Here is an 18,599-nt window from a genome sequence, read left to right as displayed (position 1 = left end):
AACTTCAACCGTCCTTTTCGCTGTTATATTTTGTTACCATCCACTTGAACGTATTCTTCTTTAGCAGAGTTCCCCACCAGCTCGTTTTTATACCGGCCTCGTTCTGCAGCGTCGAATGCTCGCCAAGGCTCAGCCAGATTTTTGCGCTGATTTTGCTGCTGTTTTCCAGAACGAAACGATCCTGCCGCGTTCCCGCAAGGCCGCTCACAATCACGTCCGTCGTCTGGCTGTTGATCTCGTTGACCAGGCTGTCAAACGCGGATTCCTCCAGCGTCTCGACGACAGCACCGCCTCCGATCTCAATGCCGGGATACGTTTCTGTCAGATATTTCTGCAGTGTCTGCAGTTCTTCCCCAGTGTCGCCCAGTACGAAAATCCGGCTTTTTTTCTGAATCAGTCCCCAGAAAAAGCGTGCGATGAACTCGTTCGTCTCCACTTCCTCATAGGACGGCGTCTCCGGGTCAATTCCTGCTGCCTCCAGCACCTCGGTTTCCCCGATGACCGTCAGATCCAGATCTTCGATATACTGTTTCCACGTCGGTTCCTTGCTCGCCTGCATCAGCATCTGCATCGTAACAATCCCGATGGTGTTCAGCTTATCGTTTGAGAGGTATTCCTCTGCAATCTCCATCGCCGCATCGACGCGGTAATGTTTCAGCTTCACACCTAAAATTTCCAGTTCTGCATTCATTGTTCTGTATACTTCTGTTTTCCTTCGAAATCCAGAAGCGTTTCCTCCATGTTTTCCTGCCGTTTCTTCCGGCAGCGCTGTCCGCCTTTTTCTTCTGGCAACAGCTAATCTTCATTATACTAAAAAAAGAGGCTGTTGTCAAAAACAGCCTCTTTTTCTGCCCTGTTTTCACAGAATTTTTACAATTTATCAGACCGTCTGCGGATTAAACCTCAAACATCAGATCGCCGTAAGACGGCATCGGCCACATCTCTTTGTCTACGATCATCTCCAGTTTGTCAACCGGTGCACGGAGTGCCTCCATAGCCGGAGTAACTTTCTCGTAGTAGTATTTTGCTTTTGCTTCACCGTCTTCCATCTCGCATCCTGCATTCTCGATTGCGATCAGCTCGTCAAGTGCTTTCTGGGTTTCCTCAAGCAGTGCACTTGTCTCGTTCAGCAGATTCTTCTGTACACCAACTGCTGCAACACCTGCTGCGGTGATGGTGTTGATAGATCCAGCCAGGGAAGTCGCATATTTGATGACTGCCGGGATGATCTGTTTGCTTGCCATGTCGATCATGGTCTTTGCTTCGATGTTGATGGTCTTTGCATAGTTCTCGAATTTAACTTCTGCACGGGATACCAGCTCTGCCTCGGTGAATACTTTGAAATCGCCGAACAGTTTGATTGCGGTATCAGTGGTCAGTGCCGGGATTGCATACACCATGGATTTGATGTTCGGAAGTCCTCTTCTCTCTGCCTCAGCTAACCACTCATCTGCATATCCGTCGCCATTGAAGATGATTCTCTGATGCTCACTTAAGTTCTTCTTGATCAGATCATGGACAGCGTCCTCGAAGTTTTCAGCGCCTTCCAGTACATCGCATGCATCGCGGAATGCTTCTGCAACGATGGTGTTCAGTACGATGTTCGGAGCTGCAACGGAATCACGGGAACCAACCATACGGAACTCGAATTTGTTTCCGGTGAAGGCGAACGGTGAGGTTCTGTTACGGTCGGTAGCATCTTTCTTGAGATCCGGAAGTGTCTTAACACCAGTCTCCAGAACGCCCTCTTTTTTGCTCTTTGTTGCATTTCCGGTGCTGATGAGCTGCTCTACAACATCCTCCAGCTGCTCTCCAAGGAATACAGAAATAATAGCTGGCGGCGCCTCGTTAGCTCCCAGTCTGTGATCGTTTCCCGGATCGGCTGCGGACTCACGAAGCAGATCTGCGTGAACATCAACGGCTTTCAGAACGCAGCTTAATACGAGCAGGAACTGAATGTTCTCGTGCGGTGTTTTGCCCGGCTCAAGAAGGTTGATGCCGTCATCTGTGGTGATGGACCAGTTGTCGTGTTTACCGGAACCGTTGACACCTGCGAACGGTTTCTCATGCAGCAGGCATTTCAGTCCGTGCTGGCATGCAACTCTCTTTAAAGTCTGCATAACGAGCTGGTTGTTGTCAACTGCTACGTTTGCCTCGGAATAAATGGAAGCCAGCTCGTGCTGTGCCGGTGCAACCTCATTGTGCTGTGTCTTTGCTGTAACACCCATCTTCCACAGCTCAATGTTGACATCTTTCATAAAGGAAGCAATTCTCTGACGGATGGTTCCGAAATAGTGATCGTCCATCTCCTGTCCTTTTGGAGGCATTGCGCCAAACAGGGTACGTCCGGTGTAGATCAGGTCTTTTCTCTGCAGGAATTTCTCTGCATCTACCAGGAAGTATTCCTGCTCCGGTCCTACGGAAGGAGTTACTTTCTTGGAAGTGGTGTTTCCGAACAGTTTTAACAGACGCAGGGACTGTACATTCAGAGCTTCCATGGAACGAAGAAGCGGTGTTTTCTGGTCAAGCGCCTCTCCTGTGTAGGAGCAGAATGCAGTCGGAATGCAGAGGGTTGCGCCTGCTGCGTCCTGACGAACGAAAGCCGGTGAGGTGCAGTCCCATGCTGTATATCCTCTTGCCTCAAAGGTAGCACGCAGTCCACCGGACGGGAAAGAAGATGCATCCGGCTCGCCTTTGATCAGCTCTTTACCGGAGAAGCTCATCAGTACTTTGCCGTTCGGCATCGGTGCTGTGATAAAAGAATCGTGCTTTTCTGCAGTTGCACCGGTCAGCGGCTGGAACCAGTGTGTATAGTGTGTTGCTCCTTTTTCAATTGCCCATTCTTTCATCTCATGTGCAATCGTATCTGCAGTAGCAAGATCCAGCTCACCGCCTTCTTCGATGATCTTTTTCAGCTTCTTGTAAACATTTTTTGGAAGACGTTCCTGCATTACAGTGTCATTGAATACATTTTCGCCAAAAATTTTGGCTGGATTTACATATTCTCCCATTTTCTTTCTTCCTTTCCATTTGTGAATTTTGCGATGCGACCTTCCCGCCGGATTCTAAAAAGATCCTAATACAAGAAAAAGGAGTTCTCAAAAAGGTAGCTAAAAAAGCTATATTTTTTGTAGAACGCCCTTGTTTTACATTCGCATATGGATTTGATTTCCAACTGATACTAAAATAACTCAAAAACCCCAAAAACGCAAGTGCTTTTTTGAACTCAGTCCCTTTTTCGTATTATTTTACAAAACTTTCCTAATTCAGGCGAAAAAATTAGCGGATTCGATGAAAGCTTTCGCGGCAGTCGTCAAGGTCTCGTACAAGCACGGACTTTGACTCGTTGCTCGCGAAAAAAAATACTGTGCGGACCCTGAGGGGGAAGTCCCCCAGGAATCCTGCACAGCATTTTCGTGCTTAAACTCAGGCTTTGTTTGCAGAACCGAACAGTTCGATTTTCTCTCTTACAGTAGCTTTGATAGCTTCTGCGCCCGGAGCAAGCAGTTTACGAGGATCAAATCCTTTACCCTGCTGATCTTTGCCCTCTTCGATGTATTTACGTGTAGCTGCTGCGAATGCAAGCTGGCACTCTGTATTTACATTGATTTTGGAAACGCCAAGGTCAATGGCTTTCTTGATCATGTCATCCGGGATACCTGTACCACCGTGAAGAACGAGCGGCATAGTTCCTGTCAGCTCCTGTACAGCTGCCAGAGTCTCAAAGCTCAGTCCCTGCCAGTTAGCCGGGTATACACCGTGGATATTGCCGATACCTGCTGCAAGCATATCTACACCGAGGTCTGCAATCATCTTGCACTCGTTCGGATCAGCGCATTCGCCCATACCTACAACACCATCTTCTTCTCCACCGATAGAACCAACTTCTGCTTCCAGAGACATTCCTTTCTCTTTGCAGACAGCTACCAGTTCTTTTGTTTTTGCAACGTTCTCTTCGATCGGATAATGAGATCCGTCAAACATGATGGATGAGAAACCTGCTTCGATGCATTTGTAGCATCCTTCGTAGGTTCCATGGTCCAGATGCAGAGCAACCGGAACAGTGATGTTCAGTTCTTCGATCATAGCCTTTACCATAGCAGCTACAGTTTTAAAACCTGTCATGTATTTTCCTGCACCCTCGGATACGCCAAGGATAACCGGAGAATTCATCTCCTGTGCGGTAAGAAGGATGGATTTTGTCCACTCCAGGTTGTTGATGTTAAACTGACCAACTGCATAGTGGCCAGCTTTTGCTTTGTCCAACATTTCTTTTGCTGATACTAACATAGCTCAAATGACCTCCTGTGTCTGTAATTGTGCCGCGTGCCCTTTTAGAACAGACCGCCGCATACTTGTTACTTTCATAACTAGTTTTATTATACAACATCTTTCTGCAAATGCCAAATGGTTTTCGTAGCGAAATCCATTTTTTTGCACTTTTTTGTGAAAAACTTATCAAAAAGCCGTGCCTACTTATTGTTCAGAACCAGTTCCATGGCATGTTTGCGCGCTTCGATGCAGACATAGCCGTGATCTCCGCCGTATTCGCCGTCCAGAGTCCAGGAAATCTCCTGGTTGGACTCGATGATGATGCGGTCGGTCTTGAACGAATCGATGAGGTCTGTGTGATCCTCCTGCATCAGCAGGGACGCAATGATCTCATTCAGTTCCAGCGGGTTTTTCGGGCGTTTGATCAGGGTTACCTCGAAGAGTCCGTCATCCAGGCGTACATCCTGTCCCGGCAGGTTTTTGAAGCCGCCGACGGACTTGGCATTCGTCACCATACCGTAGATATACTCTCCCTCAAAGGTTTCCCCGTTTGCCTCGACTTTAATCCAGTACGTCGGCACATTCCAGATCCGTTTGGATCCCTCCAGCAGGTATGCCAGATGGCCGAGAATGTTTTTCATGTGCTGGTCTGTCTCATAGGAAACATCCGTGAAAAGGCCGAATGCAGCGATGTAGACAAAGCTGTCGTTGTTGAACGCTCCCACATCACAGGAATACAGGTTTCCCTCGATGATATCCTTTGCCGCCTGTACCATATCTTTCGAAATAGAAAGACTGTTTGCAAAGTCATTGGTGCTTCCGGCCGGAATATAACCGATCGGAACGCGCTGATCCACTTCCATCAGACCGCTGACAACTTCATCCAGTGTTCCGTCGCCCCCGCTGCAGACAACGAGATCCACCTGCGGCGCAAGCTCCTTTGTCTTTTCGAAACCATCTCCGACTGCCTGCGTCGGGTGGACAATGACTTCATATCCGCCTTTTACAAAAACATCGATAATTTCAAACAGTTTACTTTTAATCTGTGCTTTTCCGGAAAACGGATTAAAAATAAACAACATTTTTTTCTTGCTCTCCATGCAAATGCTCTCCTTTGTATCCCATTTTAGCTGTTCTGTATTCTGTATTGTACCTTATTCGCAAAGCAGATGCAACCCCGTACATTGCCACAATTTCGCAATTGTGTCATATAAAATATGATATACAACAAAACAGGAGCCACCTACTAAGAGGCAGCCCCTGCGGATTTCAAAACTATTTACAGATTAAACCAGCTCGATTACAACTTCCATAGCTGCATCACCTTTACGCGGTCCGATCTTGATGATACGGGTATATCCGCCGTTACGGTCTGCATATTTCGGAGCGATCTCATCGAACATTTTCTGTGGCATATCGATGGACTTGGTGTTTTTCTTGCGTCCTGCTGCTTCGGTCGGAACCTCTGTTACAGGATAGAAGAAGCTTGCCATCTGACGTCTAGCGTGAAGTCTGGACGGAAGATCTTTTTTGATCTCTTTCTGAACTTCATCGTATACGGTAACTTTTTTGCCGTCTTTTACTTCTTTCACACGTTTGCCATCAGCATCTTTGCGAGCTACTTTAGCAGTAACGGTAACGGTCTCAAAGTTATCTTTCTCTTTTACAGCCAGTGCGATCATGCTTTCAGCGATCTTACGGATCTCTTTTGCTTTGGTCTCAGTGGTAACGATTTTTCCGTGATACAGAAGGTTGGTTACCTGGTTTCTTAATAATGCTTTTCTCTGGTCAGATGTTCTGCCAAGTTTTCTATATTTTGCCATTTTAAATTTTCCTCCATTTGTGGAACCCACAAGTCATGCTGCCTCGGACTTACTGACAGGGGGTTTTCGTCTACAAATCAAACGGAAAGATAAATCGCTGTGATTTATTCTCCGTCCCCAGGACTCAGTGACAGTCCCAGTTCTTTCAGCTTTGCAAGTACCTCTTCCAGAGACTTGCGGCCCAGGTTACGAACCTTCATCATGTCTTCGGAAGTTTTGTTGCACAGCTCTTCTACGGTATTGATACCGGCACGTTTCAAGCAGTTATAGGAACGCACGGAAAGCTCAAGCTCGTCGATGTTCATCTCCAGAACTTTCTCTTTCTCATTGTCCTCTTTCTCGATCATAACTTCTGCTGTCTTCGCATTCTCAGACAGATCGATGAAGAGTTTCAGATGCTCGCTTAAAACCTTAGCTGCCAGGCTGACTGCCTCGTCCGGATCCAGTGTTCCTCTGGTGTAAACATCCAGTGTCAGTTTATCGTAATCGGTAATCTGACCTACACGAGTGTTCTCCACTTTGAGGTTTACACGCTCAACCGGTGTATAGATAGCATCCACAGCGAGAACGCCGATCGGCATGTCATCGCTCTTGCCTTTGTCAGCACTGATATAACCGCGGCCTTTTGTGATCGTCAGCTCCATGTACAGCTTGCTGTCCGGGCCGCCGTTCAGGGTTGCGATTACCTGATCCGGATTCATGATCTCAATATCCTGATCTACCTGAATATCGGATGCTCTTACAACTCCCTCGCCCTCGAACTCAATATAAGCAACTTTTGCTTCGTTGGTTTCGCTGTTATTGCGGATTGCAAGGCTCTTCAGGTTCATGATGATTTCTGTAACGTCTTCTTTTACTCCAGGGATGGAGCTGAATTCATGAAGAACGCCCTCGATTTTAACCTGGCTTACTGCTGCTCCAGGGAGGGAAGAAAGCATAATTCTGCGAAGAGAATTACCTAATGTGATACCGTAGCCTCTTTCCAGAGGTTCAACCACAAATCTGCCGTACTTCTTGTCATCAGAAATCTCAGTAATTTCAATTTTCGGTTTGTTAAAATCAAACACTCGAAAGCCCCTCCTTTTAAATTGGTTGGCTCATTACTCATGGGAATAAAGCCTTCCGCGTATGGCGATTCTTTATTTAGAATACAGCTCGACGATCTGCACTTCGTCAACCGGAACATCGATCATTTCGCGGGTAGGACGCTCTTTTACAACACCTTTGAGTGCCTCAAGATCAGCCTCGATCCATTCTGGAGTCAGACGGCCGCCTGTAACCTCTACGATGTCTTTATATCTCTGAGAGGATTTTTTACCCTCTTTGATTTCGATGGTATCACCAGCGCTTACAAGGTAAGACGGGATATTTACCTGTTTGCCGTTAACCAGAACGTGTTTGTGGTCAACGATCTGACGTGCTTCTTTTCTGGTTCTAGCCATTCCCATACGGAACAGAACGTTGTCCAGACGGAGTTCAAGAAGGATCATCAGGTTCTCACCAGTCTGTCCTTCCATTCTGTCAGCCTTTTTGTAATAGTTAACAAAAGGTTTCTCCAGAACGCCGTAGATGAATTTTGCTTTCTGTTTTTCTCTTAACTGAAGACCATACTCAGACATTTTTCTGTTTGCTCTTTTCAGCTGTCTTGTGGACTTCTTATCAATTCCAAGATATACAGGATCCATTCCGAGGGATCTGCATCTTTTCAGGACTGGTACTCTATTTACTGCCATGTTCTTAACCTCCTAATCAGACTCTTCTACGTTTTGGTGGGCGGCATCCGTTGTGCGGAACCGGTGTTACGTCGCGGATGCTTGTAACTTCAAGACCGCATGCCTGAAGGGCACGGATTGCAGCTTCACGACCTGATCCTGGTCCTTTTACCATAACGTCAACAGTCTTTAAGCCATGAACCAGCGCTGCTTTGGTAGCAGTTTCTGCAGCCATCTGAGCTGCGTATGGAGTAGATTTTCTTGAACCTCTAAATCCCAGACCGCCGGCACTTGCCCATGAAAGAGCGTTTCCTTCTGCATCAGTCAGTGTTACGATTGTATTATTGAAGGAAGACTGGATATGTGCCTGTCCGTGTTCAACGTTTTTTCTGACACGACGTTTTGTCGTTTTCTTTGTCACTTTTGCCATTTTAAAACTAACCTACACTTTCTTAATCTTATATTGGACTACTGGTTAAATTATTTCTTCTTATTTGCAACAGTTCTCTTAGGACCTTTGCGGGTTCTTGCGTTGGTCTTTGTTTTCTGACCACGAACCGGAAGGCCTTTACGATGACGGATACCTCTGTAGCATCCGATCTCCTGCAGACGTTTGATGTTCATAGCGATTTCTCTACGAAGATCTCCCTCTACAACCTGAGTCTCATCGATAACTGCGCTGAGTCTCTTTACTTCATCGTCTGTCAAATCTCTGCAGCGTGTATCTGGATTTACTCCAGCCTCTTTTAAGATACGATCTGCACTTGTTCTACCGATTCCGTAGATATAGGTCAGACCAATCTCAACACGTTTGTCTCTTGGTAAGTCTACACCAGCTATACGAGCCATGTACTTTGTCCTCCATTTTTCTAAAACATTAATATTTTCCTAATTGGGATACAGGTATGCGTGTATCCAGCCGTGTTCGCACGACCTTTCTCCTTCTGCCACCTGACAGATGGGAGTATTAAGCAATATTATAAGGGATGTCTGCGCTCCGCGCGTCCATCCGCCGGAGGTGTCCTGGCTGCTTTGTCTGCCAGGTGTCTCACTTTATAATATTAACAGCAAAACAACGCACTCACGCGCATCTTTGCTGCAGCCGCACTTAAAATCTGCACAATTACGATCAAGCCTAATGACGGATTAGCCCTGGCGCTGTTTGTGCTTTGGATTCTCACAAATGATTCTGATGCTACCTTTTCTTTTGATAACTTTGCATTTCTCGCAGATCGGTTTTACAGAAGATCTAACCTTCATGATGAATCCTCCTTTCTTTGCTCCTTAGCGCCCCGTGTAGGGGAATTTTCTGTTGTAAACTTTTGGAATGCGTTTTCTTTTTGTGGGTTAGAAAAAAGTCCACGCGCAAAAGTTCGTTTTATAGTATAGCATTTTGTCCCCGGAAATGCAAGGAATTTTTTACATATTTTTTCACTTTTTTTTGCTCCTTTTCTGTGCATTTTTTCATTTCTCCCACCGGTAAGAAAAAAAACAGGCAGGACAGATTTTTTTCTCTGTCCCGTCTGTTTTTACAGGTAACATCTTTTTTTGCATCATGATCCTGAGTTCAGCGGTTTGTATTTGCTTGCGCATACGGATTCTGATTTTACTACATTTCCGCTTGCATCTTTGTAATCACGATACGTTACATTACTCATTTCATCGATCTGCTTTACCCTTGGCTCAATGGTATAGTCGTCTTCTTTTGTTCCGAGAATTTTTACGGTCAGTGTGTCACTGCTGTCCATATTCATCACAATTTTCACCGGGTACTTATGATTATTTTCAAATTTGAAATCCGGTGAATCCCAGAATACGGTTGCATCCATTCCAGACGGCACATAATGTACCGGCATCGAATGGTTGGCTCTTTCCACCACATCAAGGTCTGTGTACAAAATAGCGGAAAACAGTGTGGAGGACACCTGGCATTCGCCTCCTCCAAGTACCTGGACGACTTTGCCATCCTGATAGCCTGCTGCCTCCTGATATCCTTTTTCCGCCGTTGTATCACCTACGACACCATTAAAAGAGAAGGTTTCTCCCGGCAGAACAATCTGTCCGTTGCAGATAGATGCCGTAAGTCCGACGTTGTGAATTCTTCCGCTCGTTCCACCCGCTGCGCTGGAGCTGTAACTTCCAAGCGTGTCTTTAAACAGGTTTGCGTTCATCTTCTCGGTTGTAATCTCCGGCTCGGTAAATGTAAACGGAATCGTGATATCCGTATTTTCTTCTGCACTCTCATACTCGGCTTTCGCATTGTCCGCATTCATTGAGGTTCCGTTTTTCGATGCCACAACGGAATATCCGTTATCCGGATCCAGCGTCGCATTGACGGGATCGGTATAAATCTGGCTTGCAATTCCGGCAAAATCCGGTTCTGTCAGCTGATTTTCTGCCGTCGGGCAGGAAATTACATCCTGGAAATTCATTGCTGTCACATTCGTCTGGATCTGCTGTTTTAAGGCATCCACATCCGGTCTGGTTCCGGAAATGCCTTTATGCACGATCAGGCCGGTATCTGTTACTTCATATGTAGTATCCTGCATGGAGTTGTAATCCTGAATGCCGGATGCCTGTACAATTCCTTCCACCTCATCTGGATGGGTCGCAGTCGGCTGCACATCATAGGAAAGCTTCTCTGCCTTTCCCCATTTCATCTCGACCCACTCCAGACCGCGAACCAGAAGATTTCCATGGCCTTTTTCATATGCTTTTTCAATTTCTGCGGAAGCATCCATCCCCAGCATTGGAAATACGTTCATCGTATACTGCTGACCATCCAGCTCAACGGTAACAGCTGTATCTTTATAATCTTCTTCAAACTTCTGTTCTACTGTCTGCGCAGCTTCTTTTTTGCTCATTCCCTGAATGTTTACTCCGTTAATAGAAGCATCTGCCCAGATTTTGTCATCCTCGATGATCAGACAGAAGATTCCATATGCAGCGGCAAGTAAAACAATCACTGCAACTACGCTCAATGCTGCAACAAGGCCTTTTTTCTTTCCCCTTTTTGTCATTGCACATTTTCCTTTCCTGTTATCTGTAAGGAGCAGCGATGCCATTGCTGCAGATCCGAATTTTTTTCAGACTGCAGCCTGCTGTTTCATAAAATGTTTCCCTGATTTCTGCCGGTACATGGATTTTACCGCACCGCACAGGAGATCCTTCCCGGTAAAATTTCTCCGTAAAGTTTCTCTATTGCATTGTATCACATTATTTTGAGAATTCAACCAAATATTTCAACTTCACACAGAATTCACAAACATATATTCTTCTGTCGCTTTCGAGCCCTCATCTGTCATTTTCACGGTTTTCCGGCCGCTCTTTTCTCCTGTCTTTTCACTTTTTCTTTTTTTTCTGACGGTTTAAAAATTTTGTTTCAAAAGTGCACAAATTCTCCTGGTTTTTACAAAAAGTTTTCATAAAATTTTATACTTTTTTCATTGCTTTTTCTATTAAAATATTGCATAATACATCTGGAAGGTTTCAAAAGGGACTGAAAAGAAATTCAGATGCCCGCCGCCGCGGATGCTGCAGGGTTTGCAGACTGGTGCTTGCTTTGTGGCTGTCAGAAATCTGAAGGCCGGTGATCGAAATCTTTGTTCTGTAGAACGGTTACTGTTATTGGGGATGAATACAGAGAAACACATACAGAGAAAAAGCCATCCGGCATGCCGGATGGCTTTTTTTATCGTATTTCTTATTTATCTCTCCAGATAATACGTCCCTTGTCCAGATCGTATGGGGACAGCTCGATGGTTACTTTGTCTCCCGGAAGAATACGGATAAAGTTCATACGCAGCTTTCCGCTGATATGAGCCAGTACAACGTGTTTATTTTCCAGTTCTACTTTAAACATTGCGTTTGGTAATTTCTCGAGGACAGTTCCCTCTACTTCAATTACATCTGCCTTAGACATTGATTAATCCTCCTTCAACTCTTTGCAACTTTTTTCTTTTAATGCCTTACGGATATCTTCATCACGAACCGCATCCGTCATTTCGTAATCCGGCTGTACGTGAATCAGCTTCTTCTTTTTCGGCCGGTTGGCGGTACGGATTTTTCCGTCCACCAGGAATACGTATGGCTCCTGTACATCCGAAATCACATACAGCTTTCCTTTATCGTGGCCGGCCAGGCTTCTGGCAAACATTCCTTTCACAATCGGTTTCATAAATCCTCCTCCGTATGCGAAAGTGTCAGAATTTCCGGTTCTCCCTCCGTAATCAGAATCGTGTTCTCATAATGTGCGGCAAGAGAGCCGTCTTCTGTCACAACGGTCCAGTCATCATCCAGCCATCTGACTGCATAGCCTCCGGCTGTGATCATCGGCTCGATGGCGAGCGTCATGCCAGGCTGCAGACGGACGCCGCGGCTTGGCTGTGCGAAGTTCGGCACTGCCGGATCTTCGTGCAGGTGCGTTCCGATGCCGTGGCCTACCAGGTCGCGGACAACGCCGTAGCCGAAGCTCTCTGCGTATGCACCGATCGCCGCCGAAATCTCATGAAGATGATGGCCTGCTTTTGCGTATTTGATTCCTTCAAAAAAGGCCTGGCGTGTTACTTCCACCAGTTTTCTTGCCTCCGGCGAAATCTCACCGACCGCGTGTGTGCGGGCTGCGTCGGAATGGTATCCTTCATAGATAAGTCCCGCATCCAGGCTGACAATGTCGCCCTCTTTCAGAATCCGTTTTTTACTTGGGATTCCGTGAACCACTTCTTCGTTCACAGAAACGCAGATCGAAGCCGGATACCCATTATAGTTTAAAAAGTTGGGAGTGCATCCGAAGCTGCGGATCATCTCTTCTCCGAGCTTGTTGATTTCCCAGGTTGACATTCCCGGATGGATGGCGCGGCCTAATTCATCGTGTACCTTCTCCAGCAGTTCACCGGCACGGCGCATTTTTTCAATTTCCCGGGCAGTTTTAATTGATATGGACATCCTTTACGCTCCTAAAATCTTTACTATATCCTGAAATACCACGTTGATATCCTGGGTTCCGTCAACTTCCACCAGAACATTGGCTTTCTTATAGTAGTCAATCAGAGGCTGTGTCTGAGCATGGTATACAGACAGTCTCTTCTGTACGGTCTCAGGTTTATCGTCATCACGGAGAACCAGCTCGCCGCCGCAGGTATCGCATACATCTTCTACCTTTGGTGCGTTAAATTCTACATGATACGTTGCTCCGCATCCGATGCAGGCACGGCGTCCGCCCATACGGTGAACGATATTTTCATCCGGTACTTCTACATTGATTGCGTAGTCAATTTTCTCTCCGCGTGCTTCCAGGGCTTTGGTCAGTGCCTCTGCCTGCGGAATCGTTCTTGGGAAGCCATCCAGCACGTAGCCCTTTGCTGCGTCCGGTTTGGAAATACGGTCTACAACAAGATCGCAGGTCAGCTCGTCCGGAACGAGTTCTCCCTTGTCCATGAATGCTTTCGCTTTCTTTCCAAGCTCGGTTCCCTCTTTGATATTTGCGCGGAAGATATCGCCGGTTGAAATATGAGGAATCTCATATTTTGCAGCGATCTGTTTTGCCTGTGTACCTTTTCCGGCACCAGGTGCCCCCAACATAATAATTTTCATGCGCTTTTCCTCCCATGTTTGAATTTGCAGCAATCCACTGCGTGTAATTTACCCTATTATACCATAAAATAAACCACAATAGCAAAAATTTTCTCTGTTAAAGCCTCTTTAAAAGCGCTTTAAACAAAAGAAAGGGCCTGTCTTATCCAGACAGTCCCTCTTATGCCTTAATCGTTTAAGAATCCTTTGTAATTGCGTACCAGCATCATGGATTCAATCTGTTTTAAGGTTTCCAGAATTACGCTGGCAATAATGATCAGAGAAGTACCTCCAAAGGATACATTCGCTTTGAAAAATCCATTAAAGAAAAATGGAATCACTGCAACAATGGTAAGACCTGCTGCACCGATAAAAATAATATAGCTGAGCAGATTGTTCAGATAATCTACCGTGGATTTACCCGGGCGGATGCCTGGGATAAAGCCGCCCTGTTTTTTCATGTTATCTGCAACTTCCATCGGGTTGAAGGTGATGGAGGTATAGAAATAAGCGAAGAAAATAACAAGGACAATGTAGAGAATCAGGCCCAGCGAAGCAACTGGATTGGTTTTATCAAACCAGTTGTTGGAATTCAGCATCTTGATCAGCGTTCCGCCGATGCCTTTGATATCCGACTTTCCGACAAACGACAGGATAATCGATGGGAAAGACATGATGGATGATGCAAAGATGATCGGGATAACGCCCGCTGTATTTACCTTCAGCGGAATATTGGATGACTGTCCGCCAACCATTTTTCTTCCGGCCATTTTCTTGGAATACTGTACCGGAATTCTTCTCTCAGCGCCATTCAGGATCAGTACCAGCACAACGACAGCGATGATCACAACAGCGATGATAATCCACATCAGCAGACCACGCGCGATGGTTTTGCCTTTTACGAAGGTTTCGTAAAGGGTTACCATATCCTGCGGGATTCTGGAAAGGATGTTGATTAACAGGACCATAGAAATACCATTTCCAACGCCCTTGTCGTTGATCTGTTCTCCCACCCACATAAGGAAGGCAGAACCGGCTGTCAGAGCTGCCACTACAACAATCACATTAACTGCGTTAAAAGTGGTGAGGAGTCCCTGGCGTCCAAAGCCTACTGCCATGGCAACAGACTCAAACAATGCAAGACCTACTGTCACATAACGAGTAATCGCAGTCATTTTCTTTCTTCCCTCTTCGCCGTCACGCTGCATTTCCTCAAGTCGTGGAATTGCAATGGTGAGCAGCTGAATAATGATGGAAGAAGTAATGTACGGTGTAATACTCAGAGCAAAGATGGAGAAACGGTCGAAACCGCCGCCCGTGAATGCATTCAGGAAGCTGAATGCCTCATTCGTATTATTTGCAAAATAATTCGCAAAAAAGCTTGTATTGACACCCGGTACAGGCATCTGAGAGCCTAACCGGATGACAACAAGCATCATAAGCACATAAAATATTTTGCGACGAACATCTTTGACCTTAAATGCATTGATAAAGGTCTTAAACATTAGATCACCTCGACTGTTCCACCTGCCGCTTCAATTTTTGCCTTTGCGCTCTCGCTGAAAGCATTTGCTTTTACAGTGAGTTTTTTGGTGACTTCACCGTTTCCAAGGATTTTTACGCCATCTCTCGGATTGGAAACAAGACCAGTCTCAATCATAGTTTCTACGGTTACAACAGCTCCGTCCTCATAACGATTCAGAGCATCTACATTGATTCCAACGATTTCCTTGGAGTTTCTGTTTTTGAAACCTCTCTTCGGAAGACGTCTGTATAAAGGCATCTGACCACCTTCAAATCCCGGTCTCGGTGCTCCGGAACGTGCTTTCTGTCCTTTGTGGCCTTTACCTGCTGTTTTACCATTTCCTGAACCATGTCCACGGCCTCTGCGGAAGTTATCGTTCTGTCTGGAACCTTCAGCCGGCTGTAAATTAGATAAGTCCATTACGGTACCTCCTTATGCTTCTTCTACTTTAACCAGGTAAGAAACCTGATTAACCATGCCGCGAACTGCTGCGTTATCCGGCAGTTCTACCGTCTTGTTAACTTTTTTCAGACCCAGTGCTTCCACGGTTCTTCTGTGTTTCGGAACACATCCGATCGGGGATTTCACCAGTGTTACTTTTAATTTATCTGCCATTTTTCACATCCTCCTTAAGCAAAGATCTCGTTTGTAGATTTGCCGCGAAGTCTTGCTACTTCTTCTGGAGTCTTCAGCTCAGACAGACCAGCGATGGTAGCCAGAACTACGTTCTGCTTATTTCTGGATCCAAGGGATTTTGTACGGATGTTCTTAATACCAGCTAACTCGATTACGGCACGGGCTGGGCCACCAGCGATGACACCAGTACCTTCAGGAGCTTTCTTTAACAGAACCTCTGCGCTTCCGAATTTACCTACGTAGTCATGAGTGATACTTCCGTTCTCATTGATTGCTACGCTTACCAGTTTCTTCATAGCGTCTTCTTTACCTTTGCGGATAGCTTCCGGAATCTCGGCTGCTTTTCCAAGGCCTGCGCCTACGTGTCCATTGCCGTCGCCGACAACTACTAAAGCTGTGAAACGGAAGTTACGACCACCTTTAACAACTTTTGTAACACGCTTAATTGATACGACTTTTTCTTCCAGTTCGAACTGGCTTGCATCAATAATTGTATGCTTCATGTGTTCTTTTCCTTCCTTTCTTAGAATACCAGCCCAGCTTCTCTAGCTGCGTCTGCGAATGCCTGGATTTTTCCCTGGTAGATGAATCCGCCACGGTCAAATACAACTTCAGTAATACCTGCTTCTACAGCTTTCTTTCCAAGAACGGTTCCAAGATATGCTGCTGCATCTACATTGTTGGTTTTCTCAAGCTCTGCTTTAACATCTTTCTGAAGAGTAGAAGCAGAAACTAAAGTATTTCCAATCGTATCGTCGATAATCTGAGCATACATATGGTTATTGCTGCGGAATACACACAGACGCGGACGCTGTGCAGTACCTACGATATGATTACGTAATCTTCTATGCTTTTTCTGGCGCATCTGCGCTCTTGATACTTTACTAATCATGTTCACACTCTCCTTAATTATTTCTTACCAGTCTTACCAACTTTACGTCTGATCACTTCATCAGCATACTTGATTCCCTTGCCCTTGTATGGCTCAGGTCTTCTCTTGTCTCTGATTTCAGCGGCATACTGGCCAACTTTCTCTTTGCTGATACCGGAAACAATGATCTTGTTGCCGTCTACAGCGGAGGAGAGCCCTTCCGGATCGATCATCTCTACCGGATGAGAATATCCAAGAGACAGAACTAATTTGTTGCCCTGTTTTGCAGCTCTGTAACCTACACCGTTTACTTCCAGTGTTTTGGTATAGCCTTCGCTAACACCAATTACCATGTTGTGGATCAGAGTTCTGGTCAGACCATGAAGAGCTTTCATTTTCTTCAGATCGTTCGGTCTTGTAACTACTACGTGTCCGTCTTCCAGTTTGATGGTCATTTCAGACGGGAGAGTTCTCTCTAATGTTCCTTTTGGTCCTTTTACTACAACGTGGTTGTTTTCCTGGATGTCTACTGTTACACCTGCAGGAATTGCCACTGGCAGTCTTCCAATACGTGACATACCAATTTCCTCCTATTAACTTAGATTTTCGGAGAGAGCTTTAAGCTCTCTCTGTTTTCAGTTGCCTTGTTTCGTTTCTATTACCAAACGAATGCCAGAACCTCGCCGCCGACCTGCAGCTTACGAGCTTCTTTATCGGTGATAACACCCTGGTTTGTGGAAAGAATAGCGATTCCAAGTCCGCCAAGTACTCTCGGCAGCTCATCTTTGCCAACATAGATTCTCAGACCCGGTTTGGAGATTCTCTTCAGACCGGTGATGATCTTCTCGTTTTTGTCAGCGCCGTATTTCAGGGTGATGTGCATATTCTGGAATGCACCCTCATCGCTGAGTTCATATTTTGCAATGTATCCCTCGTTTACCAGGATATCAGCGATTGCGATTTTCATTTTGGATGCCGGAACATCTACTGTATCATGTTTTGCAGTGTTAGCGTTACGGATTCTTGTAAGCATATCTGCAATCGGATCACTCATACTCATTTGAATTTGCCTCCTTCTAAAATTTTACCAACTAGCTTTCTTAACGCCAGGAATCTGGCCTTTGTATGCTAATTCACGGAAGCAGATTCTGCAGATTCCGTATTTTCTTAAATATGCGTGTGGACGGCCACAAATTCTGCAACGATTGTATTCTCTTGTAGAGAATTTAGCTTTGCGCTGCTGTTTGATTTTCATTGCTGTTTTAGCCATGAATCAATTCCTCCTATTACTTTGCGAATGGCATGTTGAATAATGTCAGTAATTCACGAGCTTCTTCATCTGTGTTAGCAGTGGTAACGAAGATAATGTCCATACCTCTGACTTTATCAACTTTATCATACTCGATCTCTGGGAAAATCAGCTGCTCTTTGATACCAAGAGCATAGTTTCCTCTGCCATCGAAAGCGTTCGGATTTACGCCGCGGAAGTCACGTACACGAGGCAGTGCCAGGTTGATCAGGCGGTCTGCGAACTCGTACATTTTCTCGCCACGAAGGGTAACTTTGCATCCGATCGGCATACCCTCACGGATTTTAAAGTTTGCTACGGAATTTTTCGCTTTGGTGGTAACTGCTTTCTGTCCGGTGATAGCTTCCATATCACTGATTGCAGCGTCCAGAAGTTTAGCGTTCTCCTTAGCTTCACCAACACCCATGTTGATTACGATTTTGGAGAGCTTCGGCACTTCCATCACGTTTTTGTATCCAAATTTTTTGGTCATTGCATCAACGATCTGCTCGTTGTAAAGATCTTTCAGTCTACTCACGGTTTTGCCTCCTCTCTTCCTTAATCAATTACTGCGCCGTTCAGCTCTTTTGCTTTTGCAACGCGGGTTCTAACAGCTTTTGTTTTGCCGTTTTTCTCAACCATCTCAACTTTGATTCCAACGCGGGTCGGAACTCCTTTTACAACCAGCATTACGTTGGATGCATCGATAGGAGCTTCTTTGTTAACGATTCCGCCCTGCTGATTGCTCATAGACGGTTTCTCATGCTTTGTAATCATGTTTACGCCTTCAACAACAACACGGTTGTTCTTTACGTCAACGCTGACTACTTTGCCGGTTTTGTCTTTATCTTTGCCGGCGATTACCTTTACGGTATCGCCTTTTTTAATCTTCATTGACATA

General features: G+C 45.6%; 26 protein-coding genes. All 26 read right to left on the bottom strand.

The features are described from left to right. Positions 1–4: 4 nt before the first annotated feature. The 26 genes from DXB83_RS05285 to rplX all read right to left on the bottom strand — a co-directional run bounded on the left by DXB83_RS05285 (position 5) and on the right by rplX (position 18,598). Positions 5–691 carry a WecB/TagA/CpsF family glycosyltransferase gene (locus tag DXB83_RS05285; protein ID WP_117510477.1) on the bottom strand — a complete coding sequence of 229 codons (687 nt, stop codon included), beginning with the start codon at positions 689–691 and terminating at the stop codon, positions 5–7. Between the two features lie 205 nt (positions 692–896). Continuing rightward, positions 897–3,011, bottom strand: coding sequence for a glutamine synthetase III family protein (locus tag DXB83_RS05280; RefSeq protein WP_118697335.1), 2,115 nt, complete (start codon positions 3,009–3,011; stop codon positions 897–899). Between the two features lie 415 nt (positions 3,012–3,426). Continuing rightward, positions 3,427–4,290 carry a class II fructose-1,6-bisphosphate aldolase gene (gene fba / locus DXB83_RS05275; protein ID WP_022461579.1) on the bottom strand — a complete coding sequence of 288 codons (864 nt, stop codon included), beginning with the start codon at positions 4,288–4,290 and terminating at the stop codon, positions 3,427–3,429. Between the two features lie 182 nt (positions 4,291–4,472). Then, positions 4,473–5,372, bottom strand: coding sequence for a diacylglycerol/lipid kinase family protein (locus tag DXB83_RS05270; RefSeq protein ID WP_022461578.1), 900 nt, complete (start codon positions 5,370–5,372; stop codon positions 4,473–4,475). A 186-nt stretch (positions 5,373–5,558) separates the two neighbouring features. Continuing rightward, on the bottom strand, positions 5,559–6,095 hold the full coding sequence (locus DXB83_RS05265) for a bL17 family ribosomal protein (protein WP_022461577.1): 537 nt from the start codon (positions 6,093–6,095) through the stop codon (positions 5,559–5,561). A 104-nt stretch (positions 6,096–6,199) separates the two neighbouring features. Beyond that, positions 6,200–7,162, bottom strand: a complete 963-nt coding sequence (locus tag DXB83_RS05260) for a DNA-directed RNA polymerase subunit alpha (RefSeq protein ID WP_022461576.1) — start codon at positions 7,160–7,162, stop codon at positions 6,200–6,202. Positions 7,163–7,234: 72 nt separating this feature from the next. Continuing rightward, entirely contained in the window at positions 7,235–7,828 is a 594-nt protein-coding gene (rpsD, locus tag DXB83_RS05255) for a 30S ribosomal protein S4 (RefSeq protein WP_022461575.1), read from the bottom strand. A gap of 16 nt (positions 7,829–7,844) precedes the next feature. Beyond that, on the bottom strand, positions 7,845–8,237 hold the full coding sequence (rpsK, locus tag DXB83_RS05250) for a 30S ribosomal protein S11 (protein ID WP_022461574.1): 393 nt from the start codon (positions 8,235–8,237) through the stop codon (positions 7,845–7,847). A 50-nt stretch (positions 8,238–8,287) separates the two neighbouring features. Beyond that, complete coding sequence (gene rpsM / locus DXB83_RS05245; protein WP_117510474.1) at positions 8,288–8,656, bottom strand: 30S ribosomal protein S13; 369 nt, start codon at positions 8,654–8,656, stop codon at positions 8,288–8,290. Between the two features lie 297 nt (positions 8,657–8,953). Next, the gene (rpmJ, locus tag DXB83_RS05240; protein ID WP_003022746.1) at positions 8,954–9,067 is read right to left on the bottom strand and encodes a 50S ribosomal protein L36; all 114 of its coding nucleotides are present in this window, start codon (positions 9,065–9,067) and stop codon (positions 8,954–8,956) included. Next, positions 9,064–9,267 (bottom strand): hypothetical protein, encoded by a 204-nt coding sequence (locus tag DXB83_RS05235; RefSeq protein ID WP_118697334.1) that lies wholly within the window; start codon positions 9,265–9,267, stop codon positions 9,064–9,066. Before DXB83_RS05235 ends, rpmJ begins: the two co-directional genes overlap by 4 nt. Positions 9,268–9,360: 93 nt before the next feature. Further along, positions 9,361–10,827, bottom strand: coding sequence for a VanW family protein (locus DXB83_RS05230; RefSeq protein WP_158581088.1), 1,467 nt, complete (start codon positions 10,825–10,827; stop codon positions 9,361–9,363). Positions 10,828–11,510: 683 nt separating this feature from the next. Continuing rightward, positions 11,511–11,729: a translation initiation factor IF-1 gene (gene infA / locus DXB83_RS05225; RefSeq protein ID WP_022461642.1), complete on the bottom strand. Its 219-nt coding sequence runs from the start codon at positions 11,727–11,729 to the stop codon at positions 11,511–11,513. Between the two features lie 3 nt (positions 11,730–11,732). Beyond that, complete coding sequence (locus DXB83_RS05220; RefSeq protein WP_022461643.1) at positions 11,733–11,984, bottom strand: KOW domain-containing RNA-binding protein; 252 nt, start codon at positions 11,982–11,984, stop codon at positions 11,733–11,735. Beyond that, positions 11,981–12,751 carry a type I methionyl aminopeptidase gene (gene map / locus DXB83_RS05215; RefSeq protein ID WP_022461644.1) on the bottom strand — a complete coding sequence of 257 codons (771 nt, stop codon included), beginning with the start codon at positions 12,749–12,751 and terminating at the stop codon, positions 11,981–11,983. The genes DXB83_RS05220 and map overlap by 4 nt, the downstream gene beginning before the upstream one ends. 3 nt (positions 12,752–12,754) lie before the next feature. Next, positions 12,755–13,399, bottom strand: coding sequence for an adenylate kinase (locus tag DXB83_RS05210; RefSeq protein ID WP_022461645.1), 645 nt, complete (start codon positions 13,397–13,399; stop codon positions 12,755–12,757). Positions 13,400–13,566: 167 nt separating this feature from the next. Beyond that, a complete protein-coding gene (secY, locus tag DXB83_RS05205; protein WP_022461646.1) occupies positions 13,567–14,883 on the bottom strand; it encodes a preprotein translocase subunit SecY in 1,317 nt (438 codons plus the stop codon). Further along, positions 14,883–15,323 (bottom strand): 50S ribosomal protein L15, encoded by a 441-nt coding sequence (gene rplO / locus DXB83_RS05200; RefSeq protein ID WP_022461647.1) that lies wholly within the window; start codon positions 15,321–15,323, stop codon positions 14,883–14,885. Before rplO ends, secY begins: the two co-directional genes overlap by 1 nt. A 12-nt stretch (positions 15,324–15,335) precedes the next feature. Continuing rightward, positions 15,336–15,518 carry a 50S ribosomal protein L30 gene (rpmD, locus tag DXB83_RS05195; RefSeq protein WP_022461648.1) on the bottom strand — a complete coding sequence of 61 codons (183 nt, stop codon included), beginning with the start codon at positions 15,516–15,518 and terminating at the stop codon, positions 15,336–15,338. Between the two features lie 14 nt (positions 15,519–15,532). Further along, complete coding sequence (rpsE, locus tag DXB83_RS05190; protein WP_022461649.1) at positions 15,533–16,042, bottom strand: 30S ribosomal protein S5; 510 nt, start codon at positions 16,040–16,042, stop codon at positions 15,533–15,535. Positions 16,043–16,062: 20 nt separating this feature from the next. Continuing rightward, positions 16,063–16,431, bottom strand: coding sequence for a 50S ribosomal protein L18 (rplR, locus tag DXB83_RS05185; protein ID WP_022461650.1), 369 nt, complete (start codon positions 16,429–16,431; stop codon positions 16,063–16,065). Between the two features lie 17 nt (positions 16,432–16,448). Beyond that, a complete protein-coding gene (rplF, locus tag DXB83_RS05180) occupies positions 16,449–16,988 on the bottom strand; it encodes a 50S ribosomal protein L6 (RefSeq protein ID WP_022461651.1) in 540 nt (179 codons plus the stop codon). Positions 16,989–17,068: 80 nt separating this feature from the next. Continuing rightward, complete coding sequence (gene rpsH, locus DXB83_RS05175) at positions 17,069–17,470, bottom strand: 30S ribosomal protein S8 (RefSeq protein ID WP_022461652.1); 402 nt, start codon at positions 17,468–17,470, stop codon at positions 17,069–17,071. Positions 17,471–17,494: 24 nt separating this feature from the next. Next, on the bottom strand, positions 17,495–17,680 hold the full coding sequence (locus tag DXB83_RS05170) for a type Z 30S ribosomal protein S14 (protein WP_022461653.1): 186 nt from the start codon (positions 17,678–17,680) through the stop codon (positions 17,495–17,497). Positions 17,681–17,696: 16 nt separating this feature from the next. Further along, positions 17,697–18,236, bottom strand: coding sequence for a 50S ribosomal protein L5 (gene rplE, locus DXB83_RS05165; protein WP_022461654.1), 540 nt, complete (start codon positions 18,234–18,236; stop codon positions 17,697–17,699). A gap of 20 nt (positions 18,237–18,256) precedes the next feature. Then, the gene (gene rplX, locus DXB83_RS05160; RefSeq protein ID WP_022461655.1) at positions 18,257–18,598 is read right to left on the bottom strand and encodes a 50S ribosomal protein L24; all 342 of its coding nucleotides are present in this window, start codon (positions 18,596–18,598) and stop codon (positions 18,257–18,259) included. Between the last annotated feature and the right edge of the window lies 1 nt (position 18,599).

This window comes from Blautia sp. OM06-15AC (assembly GCF_003481425.1).
GTDB lineage: Bacteria > Bacillota > Clostridia > Lachnospirales > Lachnospiraceae > Fusicatenibacter > Fusicatenibacter saccharivorans.
This window is presented reverse-complemented; position numbering and strand designations above follow the sequence as displayed.

Coding starts and splice junctions, on each gene's coding strand:
- DXB83_RS05285 (WP_117510477.1), bottom strand. CDS start 691: ATGAATGCAGAACTGGAAATTTTAGGTGTGAAGCTGAAACATTACCGC.
- DXB83_RS05280 (WP_118697335.1), bottom strand. CDS start 3,011: ATGGGAGAATATGTAAATCCAGCCAAAATTTTTGGCGAAAATGTATTC.
- fba (WP_022461579.1), bottom strand. CDS start 4,290: ATGTTAGTATCAGCAAAAGAAATGTTGGACAAAGCAAAAGCTGGCCAC.
- DXB83_RS05270 (WP_022461578.1), bottom strand. CDS start 5,372: ATGGAGAGCAAGAAAAAAATGTTGTTTATTTTTAATCCGTTTTCCGGA.
- DXB83_RS05265 (WP_022461577.1), bottom strand. CDS start 6,095: ATGGCAAAATATAGAAAACTTGGCAGAACATCTGACCAGAGAAAAGCA.
- rpsD (WP_022461575.1), bottom strand. CDS start 7,828: ATGGCAGTAAATAGAGTACCAGTCCTGAAAAGATGCAGATCCCTCGGA.
- rpsK (WP_022461574.1), bottom strand. CDS start 8,237: ATGGCAAAAGTGACAAAGAAAACGACAAAACGTCGTGTCAGAAAAAAC.
- rpsM (WP_117510474.1), bottom strand. CDS start 8,656: ATGGCTCGTATAGCTGGTGTAGACTTACCAAGAGACAAACGTGTTGAG.
- rpmJ (WP_003022746.1), bottom strand. CDS start 9,067: ATGAAGGTTAGATCTTCTGTAAAACCGATCTGCGAGAAATGCAAAGTT.
- DXB83_RS05235 (WP_118697334.1), bottom strand. CDS start 9,267: ATGCACAGAAAAGGAGCAAAAAAAAGTGAAAAAATATGTAAAAAATTC.
- DXB83_RS05230 (WP_158581088.1), bottom strand. CDS start 10,827: ATGACAAAAAGGGGAAAGAAAAAAGGCCTTGTTGCAGCATTGAGCGTA.
- infA (WP_022461642.1), bottom strand. CDS start 11,729: ATGTCTAAGGCAGATGTAATTGAAGTAGAGGGAACTGTCCTCGAGAAA.
- DXB83_RS05220 (WP_022461643.1), bottom strand. CDS start 11,984: ATGAAACCGATTGTGAAAGGAATGTTTGCCAGAAGCCTGGCCGGCCAC.
- map (WP_022461644.1), bottom strand. CDS start 12,751: ATGTCCATATCAATTAAAACTGCCCGGGAAATTGAAAAAATGCGCCGT.
- DXB83_RS05210 (WP_022461645.1), bottom strand. CDS start 13,399: ATGAAAATTATTATGTTGGGGGCACCTGGTGCCGGAAAAGGTACACAG.
- secY (WP_022461646.1), bottom strand. CDS start 14,883: ATGTTTAAGACCTTTATCAATGCATTTAAGGTCAAAGATGTTCGTCGC.
- rplO (WP_022461647.1), bottom strand. CDS start 15,323: ATGGACTTATCTAATTTACAGCCGGCTGAAGGTTCCAGACAGAACGAT.
- rpmD (WP_022461648.1), bottom strand. CDS start 15,518: ATGGCAGATAAATTAAAAGTAACACTGGTGAAATCCCCGATCGGATGT.
- rpsE (WP_022461649.1), bottom strand. CDS start 16,042: ATGAAGCATACAATTATTGATGCAAGCCAGTTCGAACTGGAAGAAAAA.
- rplR (WP_022461650.1), bottom strand. CDS start 16,431: ATGATTAGTAAAGTATCAAGAGCGCAGATGCGCCAGAAAAAGCATAGA.
- rplF (WP_022461651.1), bottom strand. CDS start 16,988: ATGTCACGTATTGGAAGACTGCCAGTGGCAATTCCTGCAGGTGTAACA.
- rpsH (WP_022461652.1), bottom strand. CDS start 17,470: ATGAGTATGAGTGATCCGATTGCAGATATGCTTACAAGAATCCGTAAC.
- DXB83_RS05170 (WP_022461653.1), bottom strand. CDS start 17,680: ATGGCTAAAACAGCAATGAAAATCAAACAGCAGCGCAAAGCTAAATTC.
- rplX (WP_022461655.1), bottom strand. CDS start 18,598: ATGTCAATGAAGATTAAAAAAGGCGATACCGTAAAGGTAATCGCCGGC.